The following is a 21,484-nucleotide window of genomic DNA, read 5'->3' on the forward strand; positions in this document are numbered from 1 at the left end:
CCGAATGGGAAAGTGGTTCGTGCTCATCCTGCTGAGCGTCTCGCAGTTCATCATGGTGCTCGACAGCACCGTCATGAACGTGTCGATCTCGACCGTCGCGCATGACCTCGGCACCGACATCTCGGGCATGCAGGCGGCGATCACGTTCTACGCGCTCACGATGGCGGCGTTCATGCTCACCGGCGGCAAGCTCGGCGACCGCTGGGGCCGCAGCCTCGCGTTCCGCATCGGGTCGGTGGTGTACGGCATCGGCTCCCTGACGACGGCGCTGAGCCCGAACCTCACGGTGCTGATGCTCGGCTGGTCCCTCGTCGAGGGCCTGGGCGCGGTGCTCGTGATCCCCGCGATCGCCGCCCTCGCGGCGATCAACTACACCGGCCGCGAGCGCGTGGTCGCGTTCGCCGTGCTGGGTGCCGTCACCGGCGGCGCAGCCGCCGCCGGACCTCTCATCGGCGGACTCGTCACGACCTACTCCTCGTGGCGCTACGTCTTCGTCGCCGAGGCGGTCGTCATGACTCTCGTGCTGATCGTCTCGGGCCGCATCAAGGATGTTCCCGGCGACCGCACGCTGCGCATCGACCTGCTGAGCGTCGTGCTCTCGGCGCTGGGCCTGGGCCTGCTGGTCTACGGCATCCTGCAGTCGAAGACGTGGGGCTGGTTCCAGCCGCTCGACCCGCCCGTCGTCAACGGCCAGCCGTTCGCGCCGCTGGGCATCTCGCCCGTCGCCTACCTGATCCTCCTGTCGATCGTCGTGCTGTGGCTGTTCGTGAAGCGGCAGCAGCAGCTCGAGCGGACCGGCCGCGTGCCGCTGCTCAAAGTGAGCCTCCTGCGCATCACGGCGCTGCGCAGCGGCCTGACGATGTTCATGGCGCAGTACTTCGCGATCGCCGCGCTGTTCTTCGTCGTGCCGGTGTACCTGCAGACGATCCTCGGCTACGACGCGCTGCAGACGGGCCTGAAGATCCTCCCGCTGTCGCTCGGGCTGATCCTGTTCTCCATCGTCGGCTCTCGCCTGTCGACGGTGCGCTCGGCGCAGAACATCGGCCGCATCGGACAGCTCACGCTGGGCCTCGGCGTGCTGGTGGTGTTCCTCGCGGTGCAGCCCGAGCTCGCCGACTTCGCGTTCGCCGCCGGCATGTTCGTGGTCGGCGCCGGATTCGGCCTGCTCGCCTCGCAGCTCGGCAACGTCAACATGTCGGCCGTCGACCAGTCCGACACGTCCGAGGTCGGCGGCCTCCAGGGCACCTTCCAGAACCTCGGCTCGTCGTTCGGTACGGCGATCGTCGGCTCGGTCTTCATCCTGCTGCTCACCTCGGGGTTCACGGCCGCGGTGGAGCAGAGCACGACGATCCCCGACGACATCCGCGCCCAGGTCGTCGCCACCGCCTCGAAGGGCGCGCCGATCATCTCGCAGCAGCAGGCCGAGGACCTCTTGACGGATGCCGGCGCCGACCCCGGATCCGCCACCGAGATCGCCCAGCTCTACGCCGACACGCAGGTCGAGTCGCTGCGGCAGTCGCTGTTCTTCGTCTTCGCGCTCACGGTGCTTGGGCTCATGCTGTCGAGCGGGCTGCCCTCGAAGCTCCCCGTTCCCGCCGCGGCCCAGACGGACGACGAGGACGCAGCATCCGCTCGCTCTTCCTGACCCATCGCGTCCTCAACTGAGGATCTGCGCCGAGACGCGGAGCAGAACGGCGCGAGCCGTCCGCATCTCGGCTCTCGTCCTCGACTGAGGAGCGCGAAACGGATGCCTCGCCTCGAGGTCAGCGCGGGGGCACCTGGCACCACGAGATCGAGGCGCCGTTGAGCGCGACGACCGGGTCGCCGTCGTCCACCTCGAGGATGCGCGTCTCGGGGCGCTCGGGCAGCGGGTGCTGGTAGGTGTCGTAAGAGTTCGTCACCGCGTCGGGCGCCACGAGGACGGCGAAGTAGCGAGCGCTGGGCGACACGCACACCTGGATCACGGCATCCGTGTCGGCGATCTCGCTGAGCATGGTCGTCGCGCCGTCCGGGTCCACGTGGGCGACCGACGTGCGCCCTGTCGGAACGCCGTCGGCGTCGAGCACCGCCGCGGTGCGGATCGTGGAGCCGTCGGGCAGAGGCGTGACCGACGTCGTTCCGCCGAGGTCGGTGTCGGACTCGACCAGCGGCTCTTCGCTCGCGTCGGTGAGGTCGATGACGGCGGCGTGGTCGAGGCGGTCGACGACGGCCTCGCTCGAGCCCCGCGCGATGCCCTCGATCGTCATCGCGTCGCCGAGCGCCGTCGGCGCGCCGCTCCCGTTCTCGGATCCGGTCAGCAGCAAGGAGCCGTCGAACGAGAGGAGCAGGATGCTGTCGGTGTCGGGCACGAACCGCCACTCCGCGACGCGGGGGTCGGCGCCCTCGACCTCGATCGCGACCGGGTCCGCGTCGGGCTCGCTGAGCGAAGCCGTGAAGAGCCGGCTCTCGCGGCCCGAGTCGGCGCTGAGCTCGGCGTCCGAGAAGGTGTAGCCGATGCGCTCACCGCGGTCGGCGGTCTGCAGATTCGAGACATACCCGTCGCCGGGCAGTGCCAGCTCGCGCGCGTTGTCGCCGTCGAGGTCGGTCACGATGAGGCCGGCCCGGTCGTCGTCGGTGCGCACCGAGACGACGAGGTGCTGGGCGGTCGCGCGGAAGTCCTCGATGTGCGCGTGCCGGAACACCGGCACCGCGTTCTGCCCGGTGAGGTCGGTGCGGTAGATGAGATCACCGGCGTTCGTCCCGCGCTGCATGAGGAACACGTCGGTCGCCGGCGTGCGGAACGTCTCCGTGATCGTCGCGGTCGGGCCGCCGCCGAGCGATGCCACGTCGTCGATCGTGACGGTGTACTCGGTGTCGTCCCACAGCGGCAGCGTGAAGCGCACCCCGACGCTGCGCCCCGACGTGTCGACGGCGAACGGCGTCGCCGGCGTGATCGACACCTGCGACGGGTCGACTTCGGCGAGCGATTGGGTGGTGGTCACGATGAGACGGGCACCGGATGCTGCGGCCGCCGCCTGCGGATCCACGTACGCCTCCGTCACCCGCGGCCCCTGCGCGACGCTCGCGGCCGCTCCGGCGAGCCCGAACACGGCGAGGAGCCCCACGACGATCGTGAAGGCGCCGGCGAACGCGCGCCCCCGACGGCGCCGCGACCGTGAACGACGTGAGGTTCCGTCAGTACTCATACGGGTCCTCGGGCTCGGCGATCTCCTCCACCGCCGCGGCGTCGACGACGAGCTGCCCGTCCGACGACGAGCGCACGGTGCCGGTGATCGTGACCCACTGCCCGGTGGCGGGCGCACCGTCGCCGGCCACCACCGGCAGGCTCGCCGGCTGGGCGTCGATGACGCAGTGCGTGATGACCAGGCGCGTGAGATCGAAGGCGCCGTCCTCGCCGGGTGTCACGAACCCCGTGAGTTCGACGGCCTCGCCGTCGAACGCGTCGGGATTGGTCGCCGTTGCGAACACCGTCGCCCACTCGCCGACGCCGAACGAGGCCGTGTCGCCGGTCGAGGCCAGCTGGACGGTATCCGCGCCGCCGAACAGCGGTGTCGCCCCGACGTCGCGCGACATCGCGAGCTCCGCGCTGAGGGAGGCGGGAGGGAGCACCAGCGTGAGGACGACGACTCCGGATGCCGCGGCCCCGCCGACGACAGTGGCCGCGACGGCCAGCGGGTGCGAGGTGTGGCGGTCGTGGTCATGCTGATCGCGCCCAGAGTTCGCAGAATGCAACGGGCTTCGCAGCTCTGGGCGAGAATCCTGCGAGGTCGGTGCGACACTGCGGAGTCTGTGAACACCCGCGCCGTCACTCTCGCCGTGGTCGTGACCGTGGTCGGCCTCCGCGCCGAGGGGAAGCGCGAAGGAGGCGACTGCGCCGATCAGCACGAACACCGCCATCGACACCGCGAACCACGTCGAGTCGGGGTTGATGTACAGCCCGAGCCGCCCCGTCACCGCGAGGGAGATCGTGAAGACGGCGAGCGCCGCGGCGAGCCCGACCCCGAGCCACCGCGTGCCGACGAACCCCGCCTTACGCAAGGAGGTTCACCGCCGTCCCGATCGCGAAGGCCGACAGGACGACCACCACGACGATTCCGCCGAGCGTGCGCCATGTGAACGTCGTGCGCATGAGGGCGAGCATCTTCACGTCGACGAGCGGCCCGACGAGCAGGAACGCGACGATCGAGCCCGGCGTGAACGTGGAGGCGAACGACAGCGCGAAGAAGGCGTCGACGTTCGAGCAGATCGACACCACCATCGCCAGCGCCATCATCGCGACGATCGACAGCGCCGGGTTCGCGCCGATCGCGAGCAGCGCTTCGCGGGGGATCAGCACCTGCACCGCTCCGGCCAGCGCCGAGCCGATGACGAGCGCCGGCATCACCGCGCGCAGCTCGATCACGAACTGCGCGAGCGTGCGCCGCCATTTGCCGCCGGGTTCGTGCACCACGAGCTCGCACGTGTCGCGGAAGCGGTCGGTGAGCAGGGCGTCGGGAGACGGATGCCGCGAATACAGCCACCCGATGAGGTTCGCGATCGCGTACCCGCCGAGCAGGCGGGCGATGAGGATGCCGTCGCTGAAGCCGAACGCCTGGTGCGTCGTGATGATGACGATGGGGTTCACGATCGGCGCCGCGATGAGGAACGTGAGGGTCTCGGGCACCGAGAATCCGCGCATGAGAAGGCCACGCGCGAACGGCACGTTTCCGCACTCGCAGACCGGCACGATCATGCCGAGCAGCGACAGCACGGCGCGTCTGGCCCAGCCTCGCCGCGGCATCCATCTCTCGATGGCCCCCGGCGGGACCCATACCTGCACGACGATCGACAGCACCACGCCGAGTGCCACGAACGGCAGCGACTCGATGAGCACGCTGATCGCGAGGGTCAGTCCGTCCTGTGCGCGGGTGGGGAGGGACGCCGGGAACAGGGTCGGGGCGAGCCAGTCGATGAGGAAGAGGCCGGCGACGACGGCAAGGCCCACGCCGAGCCAGAGCAGGGTGCGGGCCTGCGCGGATGGCTGCGGCGCAGCATCCGTCGTCGATCCGTGGCGGTGCTCGGCGGAGCGCGCCCGTGTGCCCGGGTCAGTCCGCGTCACGCTGGGCATCCCGGGCGGCCGCGCAGTTCGCACAGAGCCCGAAGATGTCGACGACGTGCTCGGCGTCGCGGAATCCGTGGCGCTCGGCGGTGCGCTTCGCCCACTGCTCGACGTCGGTCGCCTCGATCTCGACGGTCAGTCCGCAGGAGCGGCAGATCAGATGGTGGTGGTGGCCGGTGCTCGCGCACGCACGGTACAGTGCCTCGCCCTCGGGGCTCTGCAGCGAATCGGCCTCGCCCTGGGCGGCGAGTCCGGCGAGCGCCCGGTACACGGTGGCCAGTCCGATGCCGGTGTTCTCGTCGCGGAGGGTGGCGTGCAGCGACTGCGCACTGACGAATCCGCGGGCGTCGGACAGCGCCTCGCGCACGCGTTCGCGCTGCCACGTGTTGCGCTGTGCCATGGGGGCGAGTCTACCGACGGGTCCTGTGCGTCTCCCGGGCGCCGGTCACCGGGCGGCCTCGGAGACGGGGACCCGCGTCACGCGGTCGCGGCGGGCGCCTGCGACGCGGCAGACGACGTAGATCGCGAACGAGATGGTCGTGATGTACGGGCTCACCGGGAGGGTGCCCATGATCGCGAGGAGGATGCCGCCCACCGCCGACACGAAGCCGAACAGCGCCGACAGCAGCGGCACCGACAGGGGCCCCGATGCGATGCGCATCGCCGCGGCGGCGGGCGTGACGAGCAGAGCCATCACCAGCAGCGCGCCGATGATATGCACGGCGACGGCGACGATGAGACCGAGCAGCAGCATGAACCCGAGCGAGACCGCGGTGGTGGGCACGCCGCGGGCGGCAGCGGACTGAGGGTCGAGCGAGTCGAAGCGCAGCGGGCGCCAGATGAGGAGCAGGCCCAGCAGCACGACGGCGCCGATGCCGATCAGCCAGCCGAGCTGGCCGGTCTGCACCGAGACGATCTGCCCGGTCAGCAGGCTGAACCGGTTGGCGCTGCGGCCGTCGTAGAGGGAGAGGAACAGAATGCCGAGACCCAGCCCGAACGGCATCAGCACGCCGATGATCGAGTTGCGGTCGCGCGCCTTAGCCCCCAGCACGCCGATGATGGCGGCCGCGATGAGTGAGCCCACGATGGATCCGGTGACGACATCCCAGCCGATGAGGAGCGCCGCCGCGGCGCCCGCGAACGACAGCTCGCTGATGCCGTGCACGGCGAACGCCATGTCGCGCTGCATGACGAAGACGCCCACGAGCCCGCCGACGAGCCCGAGAACCGCGCCCGCCCAGACGGAGTTCGACACGAGGGCGAGGATCTCGCCGTAATACGGCAGCCCGCCGAACATCGCGTCGGCGATGTCGTTCCAGTTCACTCGTGCGCCCTGTTCATTCGTGCACCCCGTGGTCGTGGTGGTGATGGGATGCCTCGGCATCGGGCGCGCCGACCACCACGAGCCGGTCGCCCGCGCGGAGCACGAAGACGTGCGCGCCGTAGAGGGCGGTCAGCACGTCCGACCGCAGCACCTCCTGCGGCGTGCCGAGTGTGAACCGCCCGTTGGCGATGTACAGGATGCGGTCGACCTTGCCCAGCAGCGGGTTGATGTCATGCGTGACGAGGAGGACCGCGGCATCCTTCTCCCGGCGATGCCGGTCGATGAGCCCGATGACCGCCTGCTGATTGGCGAGGTCGAGGCTCGTGAGAGGCTCGTCGCACAGGAGCAGCCGCGGGTCGTCGGCGAGCGCCTGGCCGGCGCGCAGGCGCTGCTGCTCGCCGCCGGAGAGGAGGCCGACGGGGCGGTCGGCGAAGTCGCGGGCGCCCACCGCGTCGATGAGGGCGTCCACGCGGGCCCGATCCCCGCGGCGGGGGATGGGCAAGCCGAAGCGGTGGCCGTCGACGCCGAGCGTCACGAGGTCGCGTCCCCGCAGCGAGGTGTCGCGCGGCAGCGGACGCGCCTGCGGGATGTAGCCGATGCTGCGGCTGCCGCGGTGCTCGACGGTCTGCCCCCCGACGGTGATCGCGCCGCGTGAGAGAGGCTCGAGGCCGAGGATCGCGCGCAGCAGGGTCGTCTTGCCCGACCCGCTCGGGCCCAGCACCGCGACCAGCTCGCCCGCGTGGACGTCGAGGTCGAGTCCCGCCCACAGCTCCCGGTCGCCGCGCCGCAGCGCCGCGTCGCGGATGCTGAGCACCACCGGACGCGACGGACCGCGGGATGCCGGTGTCACGCCTGGAGCGCCCCGTTCAGCGCCTCGATGTTCGCCTGCATCCACGAGATGTAAGTCTGCCCCTCCGGCAGCGTTTCGGAGAACGCGATCACCGGGATGCCGAGCCCGTCGGCCTCGTCCACGATCTGCTGCGTCTCGGCGCCGCCGGTCTGGGTGTTCGTGATGACCACGCCGACTTCGCCGCCCTGCACGAGCGCCAGGGATTCGAGCAGCGTCGCGGGCGCGACATCCTGTCCTTCCTCCACCGCCTCGCTGAACTTCTCGGGCGTCGCGTTCTCGAGGCCCGCCGCCTGGACCAGGTAGACAGGCACCGGCTCGGTCACGAAGACCTTCTCGCCGCCGTGGGCCGCGCCGATCTCGTCGAGCGACGCCTCGAGGCCCTCGATCCCACCGGCGAACGCCTCGGCGTTGGCGGTGAAGGTCTCGGCGTCGTCAGGGCTCAGCTCGCCCAGTTCGTGGGCGATCGCCTCGGCCACATGCGCGATCGTGTGCGGGTCGTACCAGACGTGCTCGTTGAAGCCCTCCACGTGCTCGTGGTCGCCGTGGTCGTGGGCGTGATCCTCGGCGTCGCCGGCGCTCTCCTCGTCGTGCCCGGCGTTCTCGGGCCAGTCGTGCGAGTACTCCACCGCGGTGACGACCGGCGCCTCGGTGGCGCTGGACTCGATGAGCGCGTCGATGAACGCGTCGTAGCCTCCGCCGTTCTCGATGACGAGGTCGGCCTTCGACACCGCGAGCTGGTCGCGGGCACTCGGCTCGAACGAGTGCGGGTCCTGCGACTCGTTCGCCACGATCGACGTGACGTCGACGAGGTCGCCGCCGATCTCCTCCGCGATCTGCCCGTACACGTTCGTCGACGCGACGACCGCGATCTTCCCGTCGGTCGCGTCGTCGCCGGCCGCCGTTCCCGCGCATCCGGCGAGGACGAGGGCGGATGCTGCCGCCAGGCCGAGCACGGGCAGGGAACGTCGCAGGGAGGTCATACCCTCGAGCCTAAGACTAATGAGAATCGTTCTCAAATCGGCGGTCTGGGGATCTGCGAGGGGAGGGTGATGCACCGTGCGGTGCACCACCCTCCCCCGTGGCGGTCAGGTTCGACGCCGGCGACGCCACATCACCAGCGCAGTGCCGACGGTCAGCGCGGCCGCCGCGGCGATGATCGCGGTTGTGGCCACCGTTCCACCGGTCACCGCGAGGTTCCCCGGCCACGGCCCCTCTGCCGGTGCGCCGTCGTGGGGCGTGGTGGGGTTCGGCTGCCCCGTGCCGGGAGCCGGCTCGCCCGACCCCGGTGGCGCGGGGTCCACCACGGGCTGCAGTTCTGCCGTGGTGACGGCCGGAGCGTAGACCACTCGGTGCGCGGAGATGTGGATGTCAGGGGTGAGCACCTCGTACTTCGCGCGCACCCAGAACGGTGAGCCCTCGTCCGCGGCGAAGCTGCGGCTGACGACAGGTCCTGGCTCGGTCACCCTGTCATGGGCGACCTGTTCGTCGTGGATGCGATCACCGTAGATGTCGGAGCCGTACCCGGCAGAGAGGTCGAACCCGCTGCTGTACGCCGGGTATCGGTTGCTCACGGTGAGTTCGAGGACTTCGCTCGCTCGCTCGGCATCGTCCGCGGAGGGGTCGGCGGCGACGACCCAGAAGTCATGGGACACGTGGGTCTCCGCTGCGCACCTCGCCGAACCGCTGTTGGCGTACGAGCCCGCGAACTTCCCATCCACGAGGACGTCGATCCCCGTGATGCCTGTCAGGTCGAACGTCGCCGTCACGACCGGCTTGTCAATCCACACGGAGCCGAAGATCACCGGCCCGGCGCACGTCTTCGAGCGTATGGTCGCTTGCGTGACCGCGCCGACGGAGTTGTTGTAGACGAGATCGACGGAGTTCTCGTCGCTCGCATTCTGCGTCAAGGTGAGCACGCTGGGTGCGGTCTCCTCGACAGTGAACGTGCGCTCCCGGAGCAGCGCCGGCCCATCGATCCCGTCTATCCACGCGCGAACCGTGTACTCGCCCGGCGTGAGCGCGACCGCGGAGGTGCGTGCGGAGTCGGCGTCGAACATCGGGTCGCTGTAGACCTCGAGGTCTTCGCGCAGGACCTCCGTCCCACCGGCACCCGTGATCGTCGCATGCACGGTGCCCGCGCCACCGAACATGACCTCGGCGGACACCGACGCCCCGCCGTCCTGCAGGTACTCGATGTTCTCGAACACATCGTGCAGCAGCACGCGGCTCGCGACGAGGGACCCCGTGAGAGTGACCGGGCCCGCCGACACCGTCACGTTGTGGACGCCGTCTGCCGCATCCTCGGGCAGCGAGAGTCGTCGCGCCGCCGACCCGACGGCCGAACTGGTGCCGCGAGCGACGACGGAGCCGTCGAGCGCCACCTCGTAGGGGGCGTCGGCGGGCATGCCGACGGCCGAGACCGTGAATGTGCGGCCGGGGCGGACGTACCCGGGCGCGATGCTCACCGCCGGTTCCACCGGGTCTGCTTCCACATCGCCGGACGTCCGCACATACAGGTCGGTGGCCGCCCCGGTCGCCCCGAAGATCACTCGACCGTAGAGGCGGGTGCCAGTGGGCAGCTCGCTCCAGGTGACCTTCGCCGGCGAGGTCTCACCCATCGTGAGGGCGAGCGAAGCGGGATCCACCCGCGGTTCGCCGAGATCCGGGTCGCCACCCAGGAGGTAGCTCGTGAGGTCGTAATCGAGGTCGCCCTCACCGCTGAAGAAGGAGACGTCGAGGACGTACTGACCGGGCTCGAGGTCCGCGCGGGTGATGGTCTCCCGCGAGCTGGGGGATGTCGCCTCCTGAAGATAGAGCAGGCCCCCGAACTCGTCCACCTTGTACAGGGCGAGGTCGAGGTCGCTGGAAGGCGTCATTCCGACCAGTTCGAAGCGCGCAGTAGTGGTGCCCTCCGGGACGTCGATGACATGACGGTCGGGTGCGGAGCCCGCCATGCCGGCGCCCCGGATCACGCGTCCGGCGACGAGCCCCGCGACGGTGACGTCGACGTCCATCGTCTCGCCCGCGGCCACGGGGATCTCCACGGAGCCGGATTCGCCGTCGCCGTGTGCCGCGGTCGGCACCGCGATGACGCTCGGGCGCACAGCCAGCGGCATCACCACGGCGTCACCGTCCCGACCCGACCAGCGCAGGGTACCGGTCGCGAACGTGTCGAGGGGGGCGCTGGTGCGGCGGAACGTGATGGTGAACGACTTCTCTTCACCGGCGACGGCGAAATCGATGCGGGTGGGGCTGACCGCCACTTCGACGCCCGGGATGGATGCCGCTTGCACACTGTACGAGCCCGGACGGGTGGCGGTCACGGTGCGGGTGACCGTCTGCACCCCTGCCAGGCTTCCCACCGCCACGGACGGAAGGTTCACGTCGGAAGGGTCGACGGGATCGATGCCGAGGTCGGCCGCGCCGATGGCCTGCACATAGGCGTTCCAGTCGTTCACGTCGTTGAGGAACAGCAGTCCGGGATCAAGGAAGCGCGCGGGCTCGACCACACCAGCGCCCTGTCCGAACGGGTCCGTGTACGCCGAGCCGTCGGCGTTGAGCGTGTCGGAGGCGGTCGTCATGAGGGCCGACTTGATCTCGGCGGGTGCCGCATGCGGGTGTGCCCCGAGATACAGCGCGGCAAGTCCGGCGATGTGCGGCGAGGCCATCGATGTTCCTGACAGCAGTTCGAACGAGGGGTCCTCGCCGAGCCCGTTTCGTCCGTCGGCGAGGATCGCGACTCCGGGCGCGGTGATGTCCGGCTTCAGGATGTCTCCGCCATCCGCCAGCACAGGTCCTCGTGAGGAGAACCCGGCCAGCTGCGGGGTGACCGGTGACGGCCGCCCCGTGGTGTTCCCGTCCTCGAATTCCGCGGTTGCGGCCTCCGTGTTCGCGTATGTGGACAGCGCCGTGTACGCATCGGCGTCCACATGGATCGTGGGCACCGCATGGACGTCGAGATCGACGGAGTTCGCCGTCGGGTTGGCGAGCACCATGGCGATGCCCCCGGCTCGTGCGACTTCCGCGGACTTCGCGACGCGGTCGACGATCCCTCGCTCGCACAGGACGATGGTGCCGGCCGTCTTGCCGGGGTCGAGGGAGTTCGGGCCGCACAGTCGAGGGTCGGTGGCGCCTTCCGCCGCGACGGCCGCTGCAGCCACCAGGCGGCCGGTCACCCCTTCCAGCTCGCCGATGCTGCCACCCGTGAACGCCTGCCCGTCGCCCGTGCGCACGGTCGCCTCGTAGCTCGGGATGGTACTGGCGGCGACCGTCGTGATCCACGGCGCCGCGTTGTCGACGGTGGATCCGCTCGGGCCGTCGTTGCCGGCCGACGCCGCGACGAAGATGCCGGCGGCAGCAGCGCCCAGGAACGCCTGGTCGGTCAAGGCGACCGTGCTGAGCGCCCCACCACCGCCGATGGAGTAGTTGATGACATCCACGCCGTCGGCCACGGCCGCGTCGATCGCAGCGAGCAGATCGCCGGTCATGCAGCCGTCGTCCGAAGGCGTCGGCCCGGTCCAGCAGGCCTTGTACATGACGACCTTGGCGGCGGGAGCAACGCCGGAGATCTCGCCGAGGTCTCGTCCCGCGACCGAGGCAGGCACGCCATGATTGCCGGCGGCGGTGCTCGCGGTGTGCGAGCCGTGTCCGTTGCCGTCGCGGGGCGAGACCACCTCACCCCGGTCCCCGCCGATGTAGTCCGCTCCGTAGCTGTCCGCGAAGTAGCGCGCGCCGATGAGCTTGGTCGAGCAGTCGTCCGCGTCGAACGTCTCGCCGGCCTGGCAGATGCCGCGGAACTGCGTGCCGTCCGCCTTGTCGAACACGATCGTGTCGCCATCGCGATAAGGCGCGTCGCCGGGTGTGGAAGTGAGCGGTTCGCCGGCGAATGAGGGGTTCTCGGGGGCGATGCCGGAGTCGATCACCCCGACCACCACGCCCTCGCCCGCGTCCTCGATGCCGCCGAGCGATGCCCACACGCCGTCGTCTCCGCTGAGCCCGATGTAGTCAGTGGAGGGCGTCGCGGTCTGCAGGTGCAGCAGCTCGTCCTTCACGATCGATGCCACGCGCGGATCCGCGGCGAGATCGGCTGCCTGCTCGGCGCTGAGCGCGCTCGCGAAGCCGTTCGTCGCCAGCGTGTACGACGTCACGATCTCGGCGTCGGCGTCCGCCGCGACGGCTTCCTGTTCTGCGCTGAGATGGTCGGCGTACGCGGCGGCCGCCTTGGCACGTGGGTTCAGGCTGTTGCCGTCCTCCGGCTGCGTGGCCCGGTACGACGGCAGCGACCCGCTGTACGTGGCGACGGGCGCGCCCTTGAGGGTGACGATGTAGCGGCCGCTCTCGAACTCGTCCGCGGGTGCGGCGAACGCCGGCGCCGTAGCGAGAGCGAGGCAGGAAGCAAGCGCGACGACCGCGGTGACAGCGGCGGCGCGACGGGGGGAGAAGGTCACAGATCGTCCTCGGGATCGCGAGGCCGGCCCCCGTGTGGGCCGGGCTTGGACCTCATTCTCAGAGGCCCCGTGCTCGCGGGGCTGGCCGAGTTCGGTCAATGGCCGCCAACGGCCACGTGGCGAAACACCGGTGTTACACCGGCGTTCAGATCCAGCCGCGGCGAGATGCTTCGACGCCGGCTTGGAAACGGTTCCCCGCACCGAGCACTGCCATCAGCTCCTGGCTGCGACGCCGAAGTGTGCGCGAGGAGATACCCAGCTGGCGCGCGATCGCGTCATCCTTCATCCCGACTGCCATGAACGTCAGGATGGAGAGGTCCTCGGCCGACGGCTGGCCCGCAAGTGAAGGCGGATAGCGGCGTGTCCTCTCGGGCAGGCCTCGGAGCGGGGCAGCGACTGCGAGGGGCACGGCGCGCTCCCACTCGTATTCGAACAGGCTCCGCAGCGCCGCGACCAGAGGAGGCGCCGAGGTGACGAGAGCCGTCACCTGTCCGGGCGACAGGCTGAGCGACACCAGCGCGACGCTGCTGTCCACGACCACGAGCTTGAGAGGCAGATCGTCGGTGATCCGGGACTGCTCGCCTTGGTCTGCGAGGGCGGAGACCTCTTCCCAGGTGGCTCCCTCATCGAAGCTCGACACGGTGTAGATGGCGCGCCACAGAACGCCCCGCGCGAGGACCGCGGATTCGAACGGATCGAACGACGCCGCCACGTACGGCGGCCGGTCGAATGCGAGAAACTCCGCCTTCGCCTGGTGCTGCAGGCGCGCGTACCAGCCCGCCACCGCGTCCGGGTCCGTCACGAACAGGCTCTGCGGCTCATCCGCGGACGACGCGGTGGCCGCGTCGAAGTGCTCAGCGAGCACCGGGATGCTGTCGCGCAGCCGTTGTCCTCGTTCGGTGAGCTGCTGGGCGAGAGAGCGGACCGCGAAGCGGGGGTCCACGGCGGAATACTCGGGATCCTCCGACTCCAAGCGGGTGACGAGGCCCGCCGACCGCAGCCGTTCGAGACACGTGAGGGCAGTCGCCTCGTCCGTCTGGACCCGGGTCGCGATGTCTGCGACCCGCACGCGACCTTCCATCAGCACCGCGAGATAGACGCCTTCGCCGAGGGCGTCCACACCGGGCAGGTCGAGCGGGCTTGCGTTCGATGCCGCCCACCCGTCGCTCATTGCCCGAGCCTAACCCGGCCGGCGTCTGGCATCGCGCCGCGCTCCGAGGGCTCTGCTGGCGGAGCGAAAGGCATGACCGTGCGACGCATCGTCCGAGCGACCGCTGACGAGTTCTCGACATCCGTCGTACGGCCTCGGCGCGCGAGGGTCTAGCTTCGGAAGCGGCCCGCCTTGCGCGCGGACCGCGAATCGCGAGAGGTGGGAACGATGACACAGGACGAACCGGCGGATCTGACGGGGACCGCTGACGAGCGTGCCGCCAGATTGGTCCAGCTGGAGACCGCGGGCCGGACGCTGACCGCAGAGTGGCTCCGTCGACAGCTCGCCTCGGCACTCGCGGACTGGGCGGCAGATGAGACCCAGCTCGACATCGTGATCGAATCGCGCGTGGACTACTGACGGGATCCGATCCGAGAGGGCCGGCGTCAGTCCAGCAGCAGCGCGGGCTCCTCGAGGATCGATGCCACGTCCGCGATGAAGCGCGACATGCCGTCGCCGTCGACCACGCGGTGGTCGAACGAGCCCGCGACGGTCGTGACCCAGCGGGGGCGCACCTCGCCGTCGACGACCCACGGCTTCTGGCGGATGGTGCCGAGCGCCACGATGCCGGCCTCGCCGGGGTTGATGATCGGGGTGCCCGCGTCCATGCCGAACACGCCGATGTTGGTGATCGTGATGGTGCCGCCGTGCTGGTCGGCGGGCGTCGTCTTGCCCTCGCGCGCGGTGAGCGTGAGCTTCTCGAGCGCACGGGCGAGCTCCCGCATCGACAGGTCCTGTGCGTCCTTGATGTTGGGAACCAGCAGGCCGCGCGGCGTGGCCGCGGCGATGCCGAGGTTCACGTAGTTGCGCACGCGGATCTCGGCGCCGCCCTCGACATCGACCCACGCGGCGTTCACCATCGGGGTGCGGCGGGCGGCCCAGATCACGGCGCGCGCCATGATGAGCAGCGGTGACACCTTGATGTCGGCGAAGTCCGGCGACGTCTTGAGCCGCTTGACGAGCTCCATGGTGCGGCTGGCATCGACGTCGGTCCACACCGACACGTGCGGCGCGGAGTAGGCCGACTGCACCATTGCCGACGACGTGGCCTTGCGCACGCCCCGCACGGCGATGGTCTCCTCGCGGCCGGCGGCGTCGGGCGCGGGCGTCGACGGAGCGACCGTGGCCGGCCCGGTCGCGGGGGCGGGCGCGGAAACGGGGATCGTCTCCTCGCGCACGCGGCCCCACTCCGGGGTCTCGATGTTTCGGAAGACGCTCGCCTGCGACGCGTGCCGCACGACGTCCTCGCGGGTCACCTCGCCGGCGGGGCCGCTGGGAGCGACCGCTGACAGATCCACGCCGAGATCGCGCGCGAGCTTGCGGATCGGCGGCTTCGCGATGACCCCGACAGATGCCGCGACCCGCTGCTCGGCCGGGACCGCCGGCTTGCGCCGCCGCGACTGGACGTGCCCGCCCGTGCCGTAGCCGACGAGCACCGCGCCGTCGCCCGCCGCCTCGGCGGGCTCGCCGTGCTCCGACTGTCCGACGGTCGCCGGGGGCGCAGCATCCGTCTCCGATGCGATCGTGATGATCGCCGCACCGACGTTCACCGTCTCGCCTTCGGCGGCGAGCAGGTCGCCCACGGTGCCGGCGAACGGCGACGGCAGCTCGACGAGGGACTTGGCGGTCTCGATCTCGACGAGCACGTCGTTGACGGCGACGCTGTCGCCGGGGCCGACGCGCCACTGCACGATCTCGGCCTCGGTGAGGCCTTCGCCGACATCGGGGAGGACGAACGTCTGGGTGCTCATGTCATGTCCTTTCGGCCTTCGGCTGACCGCGAGACTGGGTCGGGCGGCCGAGACTGCGGATTTCACCCGCAGTCTCGGCGGTCCACTGCAGTCTCACGGAAACCAAGGGTCAGTAGGCGAGGGACCGGTCCACGGCCTCGAGGATGCGGTCGGCGTCGGGGAGATAGGCGCCCTCGAGCTTGGCGGGCGGGAAGGGCACGTCGAAGCCCGACACGCGCAGGACGGGGGCCTCGAGCGCGTAGAAGGCGCGCTCCATGACGGTCGCTGCGACCTCGGAGCCGAGCGAGGTGAACCCGGGTGCCTCCTGCGCGTAGACCATCCGGCCGGTGCGGCGGACGGAGTCGAGGATCGGGCCGTAGTCCACCGGCGACAGCGAGCGCAGGTCGACCACCTCGACGCTCGTGCCCTCGGACTCGGCGAGCGCGGCGGCTTGGAGCATCGTGGTCACCATCGCGCCGTGGCCGACGAGGGTGACGTCGGTGCCTCGGCGCACGACCCGCGACGCGTGCAGGGGCAGCGCGCGCGCCGACGTGTCGACCTCGCCCTTCTGCCAGTACTTGCTCTTCGGCTCGAGGAAGATCACCGGGTCGGGCGAGGCGATGGCGTCCTGGATCATCCAGTAGCCGTCGTTCGGCGTCGACGGGCTCACGACCCGCAGGCCGGCCGTGTGCGTGAAGTACGCCTCGGGGCTCTCCTGGTGATGCTCGACGGCGCCGATGTGCCCGCCGTACGGGATGCGGATGACGACGGGCATCTGCAGCGCGCCCTCGTGCCGGTTGGTGAGCTTCGCGAGCTGCGTCGTGATCTGGTCGAAGGCAGGGAACACGAACCCGTCGAACTGGATCTCGACGACCGGCCGGAAGCCCGCCATCGCCAGTCCGATCGCGGTGCCGACGAGCCCCGACTCCGCGAGGGGTGTGTCGAGCACGCGCTGCTCGCCGAACTCGGCCTGCAGCCCCTCGGTCACACGGAACACGCCGCCGAGCTTTCCGATGTCCTCGCCCATGAGGAGGACGCGGTCGCTGCCGGCGAGCGCCGCACGCAGGCCGGCGTTGATCGCACGGCTGAAGGGCATGGTCTGGACAGCGGGGGCGGCGCTGTCGGTGGCCGCCGCGGCGGTGGTCGTCGACGTGGTCACGATGCGCCTCCTTCGAAGGATGCCTCGTAGTCGGCGAGCCACTGCCGCTGCTCGTCGATGAGCGGGTGCTGCTCGGAGTACACATGCGCGAACATGTCGTCGCGGTCGAGGCCGCCCAGTGCGTTCGTGCGGGTGCGGACGTCGTCGGCGAGCGCCTGCGACTCGGCATCCACATCCGCGAAGAACGCGTCGGATGCCCCCTTCCCGACCAGGAACGCCTTCATCCGCGCGATCGGATCGCGGCGACGCCACCATTCCTCCTCGTCCGAGGTGCGGTACTTGGTGGGATCGTCGCTCGTGGTGTGGGCGCCCAGGCGGTACGTCATCGCCTCGATCGCCTGCGGTCCGCCGCCGGCACGCGCCTGGTCGAGTGCGGTGCGGGTCACGGCCCAGCTCGCGAGCACGTCGTTGCCGTCGATCAGGGTGCTCGGCATGCCGTACCCCTCGCCGCGCTTGTACAGCGGCGAACGCGACTGCGTGGCGACGGGCACCGAGATCGCCCACTGGTTGTTCTGCAGGAAGAACACCTCGGGTGTGCGATAGCTGTTCGCGAACACCATCGCCTCGTGCACGTCGCCCTGGCTGGACGCGCCGTCGCCGTAGTAGACGATGACGGCCTCGTCGCGGTCGGGATCGCCGGTGCCGCAGCGCCCGTCGAAGACGAGCCCCATCCCGAAGCCCGTGGCGTGCAGCGTCTGCGAGCCGAGGACGAGCGTGTAGATGTGCGTGTTGCCGTTCTTCGGGTCGGTCGGGTCCCACCCGCCGTGCGTCAGTCCGCGCATCACGCGGATGATGTCTATCGGATCGACGCCGCGGATCTTCGTGACGACGTGCTCGCGATACGACGGGAAGAGGTGGTCCTGCGCACGTGCGGCGCGGGCCGAGCCGACCTGCGCGGCCTCCTGGCCGTGGCTGGGCGGCCAGAGGGCGAGCTGGCCCTGGCGCTGCAGGTTGGTCGCCTGCACGTCGAAGGCGCGGATGACGGCCATGTCGCGGTAGAAGGTCTCGAGATCGGCGTCGCTGAGACTCTCGACGGCCGCCCGATAGGGTTCCGCGGCAGGGCTCGGCGCGAACGTTCCGTCCGCTTCCAGAAACCGCACCAGGGCGGCGTCGTCGACCGGGATCATGAACTCACGCTATCTCTCCGTGCATGCGCGATTCTGCATGCGTTCGACAACGGATGCCGCAATCCTCCGCACGCGATCGACAATCGCATCGACGCTCATCCTTCACGCTGAGCAGCGACCGTCGCTGCGATCCGCAGCACCTTCTCGACGGATTCCTCCTCGCCGACCGAGATGCGGATGCCGTCACCGGCGAACGGGCGCACGATCAGGCCCGCCTCCTCGAACGTGGCCGCGAACGCCGTCGTCTGCTCCCCGGCAGGCAGCCACACGAAGTTGCCCTGCGCCGCGGGGACGTTCCAGCCGGCCTCGCGGAGACCCTCGGCGAGGCGATCACGGCGGTCGGCGATGACCCGTACCCGCGCGAGCAGCTCCTCCTCGGCGTCGAGGCTCGCGAGCGCGGCCTCCTCGCCGTGGGCGGTGACCGACAGCGGGATCGCGGTGCTGCGGGCGGCGTCGAGCACGCGCGGGTGCCCGATCGCGTAGCCGACGCGCAGCGCGGCGAGACCGTAGGCCTTCGAGAAGGTGCGCAGCACGACGACGTTCGGGCGATCCGACCCGCCGAGCACCCGCAGCCCGTCGACGGACTCGGGGTCGGTGACGAACTCGGCGTACGCCTCGTCGAGGATGACGAGCACGTCGGACGGCACCTTCTCGACGAAGGCGTCGAACTCGGCCTGCGTGACGATCGGGCCGGTCGGGTTGTTGGGGCTGCACACGATGATCGCGCGGGTGCGGTCGGTGATCGCGGCGGCCATCGCGTCGAGATCGTGACGGGCGCCCTCGGCGAGCGGCACCTGCACGGCCCTGGCGCCCGCGACGACGGCGAGCCAGGGGTAGGCCTCGAACGAGCGCCACGCGTAGATGACCTCGTCCCCGGGACCGGATGTCGCGAGCACGAGCTGCGCGAGGATCGAGACGCTGCCCGCGCCGATGTGGACGGAGTCGGCGCCGACCCCGAACCGTTCGGCCAGCCGCTCCCGCAGACGTGCGGCCGTGGCATCCGGATACCGGTTCAGCGCCGAGGCGTTGCGCACCCGCTCGAGCACGCCCGGCAGCGGGTCGAACGGGTTCTCGTTGCTCGACAGCTTGAACGCGTCTGCGCCGGCCTGCCTGCCCTGCTTGTACGGAGGCAGAGCAGCGACTTCCGGGCGCACGCGAACGGGGATCTGGGGAGGGTCGGTCACGCCCCGAGTCTACGAGCGAGACGCGACAGGTGTCTCGAGCGTCCTGCCCGCCAGCGCGATGTCCGGCCGGGGACGTCGACGGCCGGGCACCGGGCGGTCGACGGCCCGGACCGGGCATTGGCGGCGCCGCAGCGCCGTGGAAGACTGGGCGGACTATGGGCTTCCTCATCCGCGTGGTCATCAACGCCTTCGCGATCTGGGTCGTCACCCTGATCCCGGCGCTCCAGGTCTCGGTCATCCCGTTCCCGCCAGGCGAGACCCTCCAGCTGATCCTGACGCTGCTGATCGTCGCCGCGATCTTCGCGCTCGTGAACACGATCATCGGCACGGTCATCAAGGTGCTGGCGTTCCCGCTCTACATCCTGACCCTGGGTCTCATCGGCCTCCTCATCAACGCGTTCCTGCTGTGGCTCACCGCATGGTTCACGAGCTTCTGGAACTGGGGCCTGCGGGTCGAGGACTTCTGGTGGGGCGTCGTCGCGGCCGTCATCATCACCCTCATCAACTGGGTGGTCGGCATCTTCATCCGCCCGCGCAAGGACTGACTCAGCCCGCACGGCGCGTCGCCGCATACTCGGTCACCCAGACGGATTCGGCGCCCGCGAGATCGGCGAACACGTCACGCAGCGCCCCGACCCGCGGATCGGCCGAGGCGTCGACGAGCGCGGCCGTCTCGGCGTAGGCCGTGAGCCGGTGCGCCGGCAGCCGGGGCTCATCCGCGCCGACATCGGGGTCGAAGACCCGCTCGGCGACGAAGCTCCCCGGCGCGCCGACCGCGGCGGCGTGGCCGCCCCCGGCCAGTCCGGCCACCGGATCGTCGGTGTGCCGCAGCGTCACGCTGAGCGTTGCGCCGCCGACGTCGGCGTCGACGGGCGACCCGATCGAGACCAGCGTCCGCGTGTCGTAGCCGCCCTCCAGCGCGAGGTGCGCGCCGATCATCGCTCCCTGCGAGAACCCGAACACGTGCACCGCGTCGCCCGGCCGCACGCCCGCCTGCTCGAGGGCGAGCTCGGTGGCCGCGTACGAGTCCGACGCCTCGCCCGCGTACAGCTCGAGGTTGGACGCGTTGTCCCACGGGTCGTCGCCTCCGACGTCGAACGACTGCATGCCGGCGAGGTACACCGCGTACTGCCGCGACCCGTCGGGCATCGTGTACCGCTCGACACGCACCCGCGCATCGCCGGCACCCGGCATCCGCTCGGTCACGGCGGCCAGGCTCCGTGGCGCCACGGCCGCCGGCGAGCGGGATGGCGGGGTTCCGGCCCCGACCGCGGCACCGGCCGCGCCGACGACCGTCGGCGCGGGTGTGACGGGCGTCACTGCGATCGGGCCGGCCGTGCCCGAAAGCCGAGCATCCCTCGCCAGCCGCCCCGCGCCCGCGGCCCCGACGACGGCCGCGCCGCCCAGCGTGAGGAGCCCCGCGGCGCCGCCGACCACGATCGAACCGGGATCGCTGACCTCGCCGCCTGCCGCCACGCCCCACTCGGTCGCCTGCCGTACAAGCTCGGACGGCCACATCACGGCGCGTTCGAACTGCGCCCCGAGCGCCATCCGCCAGGCGTCCGGGTGCGCGTCGACCAGCGCGGTCATGCGGGCGTCGAGGCGCTGCGCCCGGGCGGTGTCGCCGGCGAGCACGGCGAGCCGATGTTCGGCCTCGATCTCCACCATCTCGTACGCGTAGGCGGCTTCCCGCAGAGCCGCGGCGATCTCGTCGGCTTCGGACTGCACCGCATCGAGCTTCGTGGCGAGGACGGATGCCGCGGCCCGGGCGTCGGCGGTGTGCTCGGGGAGCGTCGCCAGGTCGGCGCGAAGCGAGCCGAGTCGCGCAGCGATCGCCCCGAGCTCCTCGCGGGCGGCGTCGAAGCGGACCGCCGCCGCGCAGAGCGTCGCGGTGTCGACGGCGACCGCGCCCCCACCGCGGATCTGCAGTCCGTCGTCGACCCGCGGCCAGTGCTCGGCGAGCAGACCGATGACGCCTTCGTTCGGTCCGAGGCGTCCCACTTCCGGCGCCAGGTCGGGGTGGTGAAGGTCGGGGCCGGGCGTCGTGTCGCTCATCGCCGGGCCCCGGGGAACAGGCCGGGGAAGGACTCCGCGAAGGCGGCACGGTCCTGCGCCTGCGCCACGTCGTACCGGGCCGTCTCGGCCAGGCACGCGAGCCCCGAGACGTCGCCGGCCCACAGGGTCGCCCGATCGTGGTACGCGGTCGCGGCCTTGGCCTGCCAGTGGACGGCATCGGCGAGACCGCGGGCGACGACCGCGGCATCCATGATCCGGTCGATGAGTCGCGCGAGCTCGCGGGCCGCCTGGGCCAGCTGGAGGGATGCCGCTGCGGCGGTCGGGTCAACGAGTGTCACC

The 21,484-nt window shown here is 70.7% G+C and carries 18 protein-coding genes; 3 read left to right on the forward strand and 15 right to left on the reverse strand.

The annotated features are described in order from the left end of the window. The first annotated feature begins 4 nt into the window (after positions 1–4). The gene (locus tag JNB61_RS06860; protein WP_220339160.1) at positions 5–1,645 is read left to right on the forward strand and encodes an MFS transporter; all 1,641 of its coding nucleotides are present in this window, start codon (positions 5–7) and stop codon (positions 1,643–1,645) included. A gap of 118 nt (positions 1,646–1,763) precedes the next feature. Here the strand turns inward: JNB61_RS06860 and JNB61_RS06865 are convergent, their stop codons facing one another. From JNB61_RS06865 to JNB61_RS06905, 9 genes are all read right to left on the reverse strand, one after another. After that, complete coding sequence (locus JNB61_RS06865; protein ID WP_220339161.1) at positions 1,764–3,185, reverse strand: hypothetical protein; 1,422 nt, start codon at positions 3,183–3,185, stop codon at positions 1,764–1,766. Further along, positions 3,175–4,038 (reverse strand): TIGR03943 family putative permease subunit, encoded by an 864-nt coding sequence (locus JNB61_RS06870; RefSeq protein ID WP_220339162.1) that lies wholly within the window; start codon positions 4,036–4,038, stop codon positions 3,175–3,177. Before JNB61_RS06870 ends, JNB61_RS06865 begins: the two co-directional genes overlap by 11 nt. After that, the gene (locus JNB61_RS06875; RefSeq protein ID WP_374226629.1) at positions 4,031–5,098 is read right to left on the reverse strand and encodes a permease; all 1,068 of its coding nucleotides are present in this window, start codon (positions 5,096–5,098) and stop codon (positions 4,031–4,033) included. The genes JNB61_RS06870 and JNB61_RS06875 overlap by 8 nt, the downstream gene beginning before the upstream one ends. Then, positions 5,085–5,498, reverse strand: a complete 414-nt coding sequence (locus JNB61_RS06880) for a Fur family transcriptional regulator (RefSeq protein WP_159840872.1) — start codon at positions 5,496–5,498, stop codon at positions 5,085–5,087. The genes JNB61_RS06875 and JNB61_RS06880 overlap by 14 nt, the downstream gene beginning before the upstream one ends. A 45-nt stretch (positions 5,499–5,543) precedes the next feature. Continuing rightward, positions 5,544–6,422, reverse strand: coding sequence for a metal ABC transporter permease (locus JNB61_RS06885; RefSeq protein WP_220339163.1), 879 nt, complete (start codon positions 6,420–6,422; stop codon positions 5,544–5,546). Positions 6,423–6,435: 13 nt separating this feature from the next. Continuing rightward, the gene (locus tag JNB61_RS06890) at positions 6,436–7,236 is read right to left on the reverse strand and encodes a metal ABC transporter ATP-binding protein (protein ID WP_374226630.1); all 801 of its coding nucleotides are present in this window, start codon (positions 7,234–7,236) and stop codon (positions 6,436–6,438) included. A 32-nt stretch (positions 7,237–7,268) separates the two neighbouring features. Then, the gene (locus tag JNB61_RS06895; RefSeq protein ID WP_220291172.1) at positions 7,269–8,252 is read right to left on the reverse strand and encodes a metal ABC transporter solute-binding protein, Zn/Mn family; all 984 of its coding nucleotides are present in this window, start codon (positions 8,250–8,252) and stop codon (positions 7,269–7,271) included. Positions 8,253–8,357: 105 nt separating this feature from the next. Next, on the reverse strand, positions 8,358–12,719 hold the full coding sequence (locus JNB61_RS06900) for a S8 family peptidase (RefSeq protein WP_220339164.1): 4,362 nt from the start codon (positions 12,717–12,719) through the stop codon (positions 8,358–8,360). Positions 12,720–12,864: 145 nt separating this feature from the next. After that, entirely contained in the window at positions 12,865–13,890 is a 1,026-nt protein-coding gene (locus tag JNB61_RS06905) for a helix-turn-helix domain-containing protein (protein ID WP_220291160.1), read from the reverse strand. Positions 13,891–14,097: 207 nt separating this feature from the next. Here JNB61_RS06905 and JNB61_RS06910 point away from each other — a divergent pair, with 207 nt between their 5' ends. Then, the gene (locus JNB61_RS06910) at positions 14,098–14,289 is read left to right on the forward strand and encodes a hypothetical protein (protein ID WP_220339165.1); all 192 of its coding nucleotides are present in this window, start codon (positions 14,098–14,100) and stop codon (positions 14,287–14,289) included. 26 nt (positions 14,290–14,315) lie between these two features. Here JNB61_RS06910 and JNB61_RS06915 read toward each other — a convergent pair whose 3' ends face one another. From JNB61_RS06915 to JNB61_RS06930, 4 genes are all read right to left on the reverse strand, one after another. Further along, positions 14,316–15,680, reverse strand: a complete 1,365-nt coding sequence (locus JNB61_RS06915) for a dihydrolipoamide acetyltransferase family protein (protein WP_159840844.1) — start codon at positions 15,678–15,680, stop codon at positions 14,316–14,318. A 109-nt stretch (positions 15,681–15,789) separates the two neighbouring features. Next, a complete protein-coding gene (locus tag JNB61_RS06920; RefSeq protein WP_159848058.1) occupies positions 15,790–16,755 on the reverse strand; it encodes an alpha-ketoacid dehydrogenase subunit beta in 966 nt (321 codons plus the stop codon). A 59-nt stretch (positions 16,756–16,814) separates the two neighbouring features. Continuing rightward, complete coding sequence (locus JNB61_RS06925) at positions 16,815–17,945, reverse strand: thiamine pyrophosphate-dependent dehydrogenase E1 component subunit alpha (protein WP_220339166.1); 1,131 nt, start codon at positions 17,943–17,945, stop codon at positions 16,815–16,817. Between the two features lie 95 nt (positions 17,946–18,040). Next, positions 18,041–19,129, reverse strand: coding sequence for a histidinol-phosphate transaminase (locus JNB61_RS06930; protein WP_220339167.1), 1,089 nt, complete (start codon positions 19,127–19,129; stop codon positions 18,041–18,043). Positions 19,130–19,284: 155 nt separating this feature from the next. On the opposite strand from JNB61_RS06930, the gene JNB61_RS06935 reads away from it, so the two are divergent. After that, on the forward strand, positions 19,285–19,674 hold the full coding sequence (locus JNB61_RS06935) for a phage holin family protein (protein ID WP_159840838.1): 390 nt from the start codon (positions 19,285–19,287) through the stop codon (positions 19,672–19,674). 1 nt (position 19,675) lies between these two features. On the opposite strand, the gene JNB61_RS06940 is transcribed toward JNB61_RS06935, so the two are convergent. Both JNB61_RS06940 and JNB61_RS06945 read right to left on the reverse strand, forming a co-directional pair. Beyond that, complete coding sequence (locus JNB61_RS06940; RefSeq protein ID WP_220339168.1) at positions 19,676–21,184, reverse strand: hypothetical protein; 1,509 nt, start codon at positions 21,182–21,184, stop codon at positions 19,676–19,678. Then, positions 21,181–21,483, reverse strand: a complete 303-nt coding sequence (locus JNB61_RS06945; RefSeq protein ID WP_220339169.1) for a hypothetical protein — start codon at positions 21,481–21,483, stop codon at positions 21,181–21,183. The genes JNB61_RS06940 and JNB61_RS06945 overlap by 4 nt, the downstream gene beginning before the upstream one ends. Position 21,484 lies beyond the last annotated feature (1 nt).

The sequence above is a fragment of the Microbacterium ureisolvens genome (assembly GCF_019511645.1).
In the GTDB taxonomy this organism is placed as follows: Bacteria; Actinomycetota; Actinomycetes; order Actinomycetales; family Microbacteriaceae; genus Microbacterium; species Microbacterium ureisolvens_A.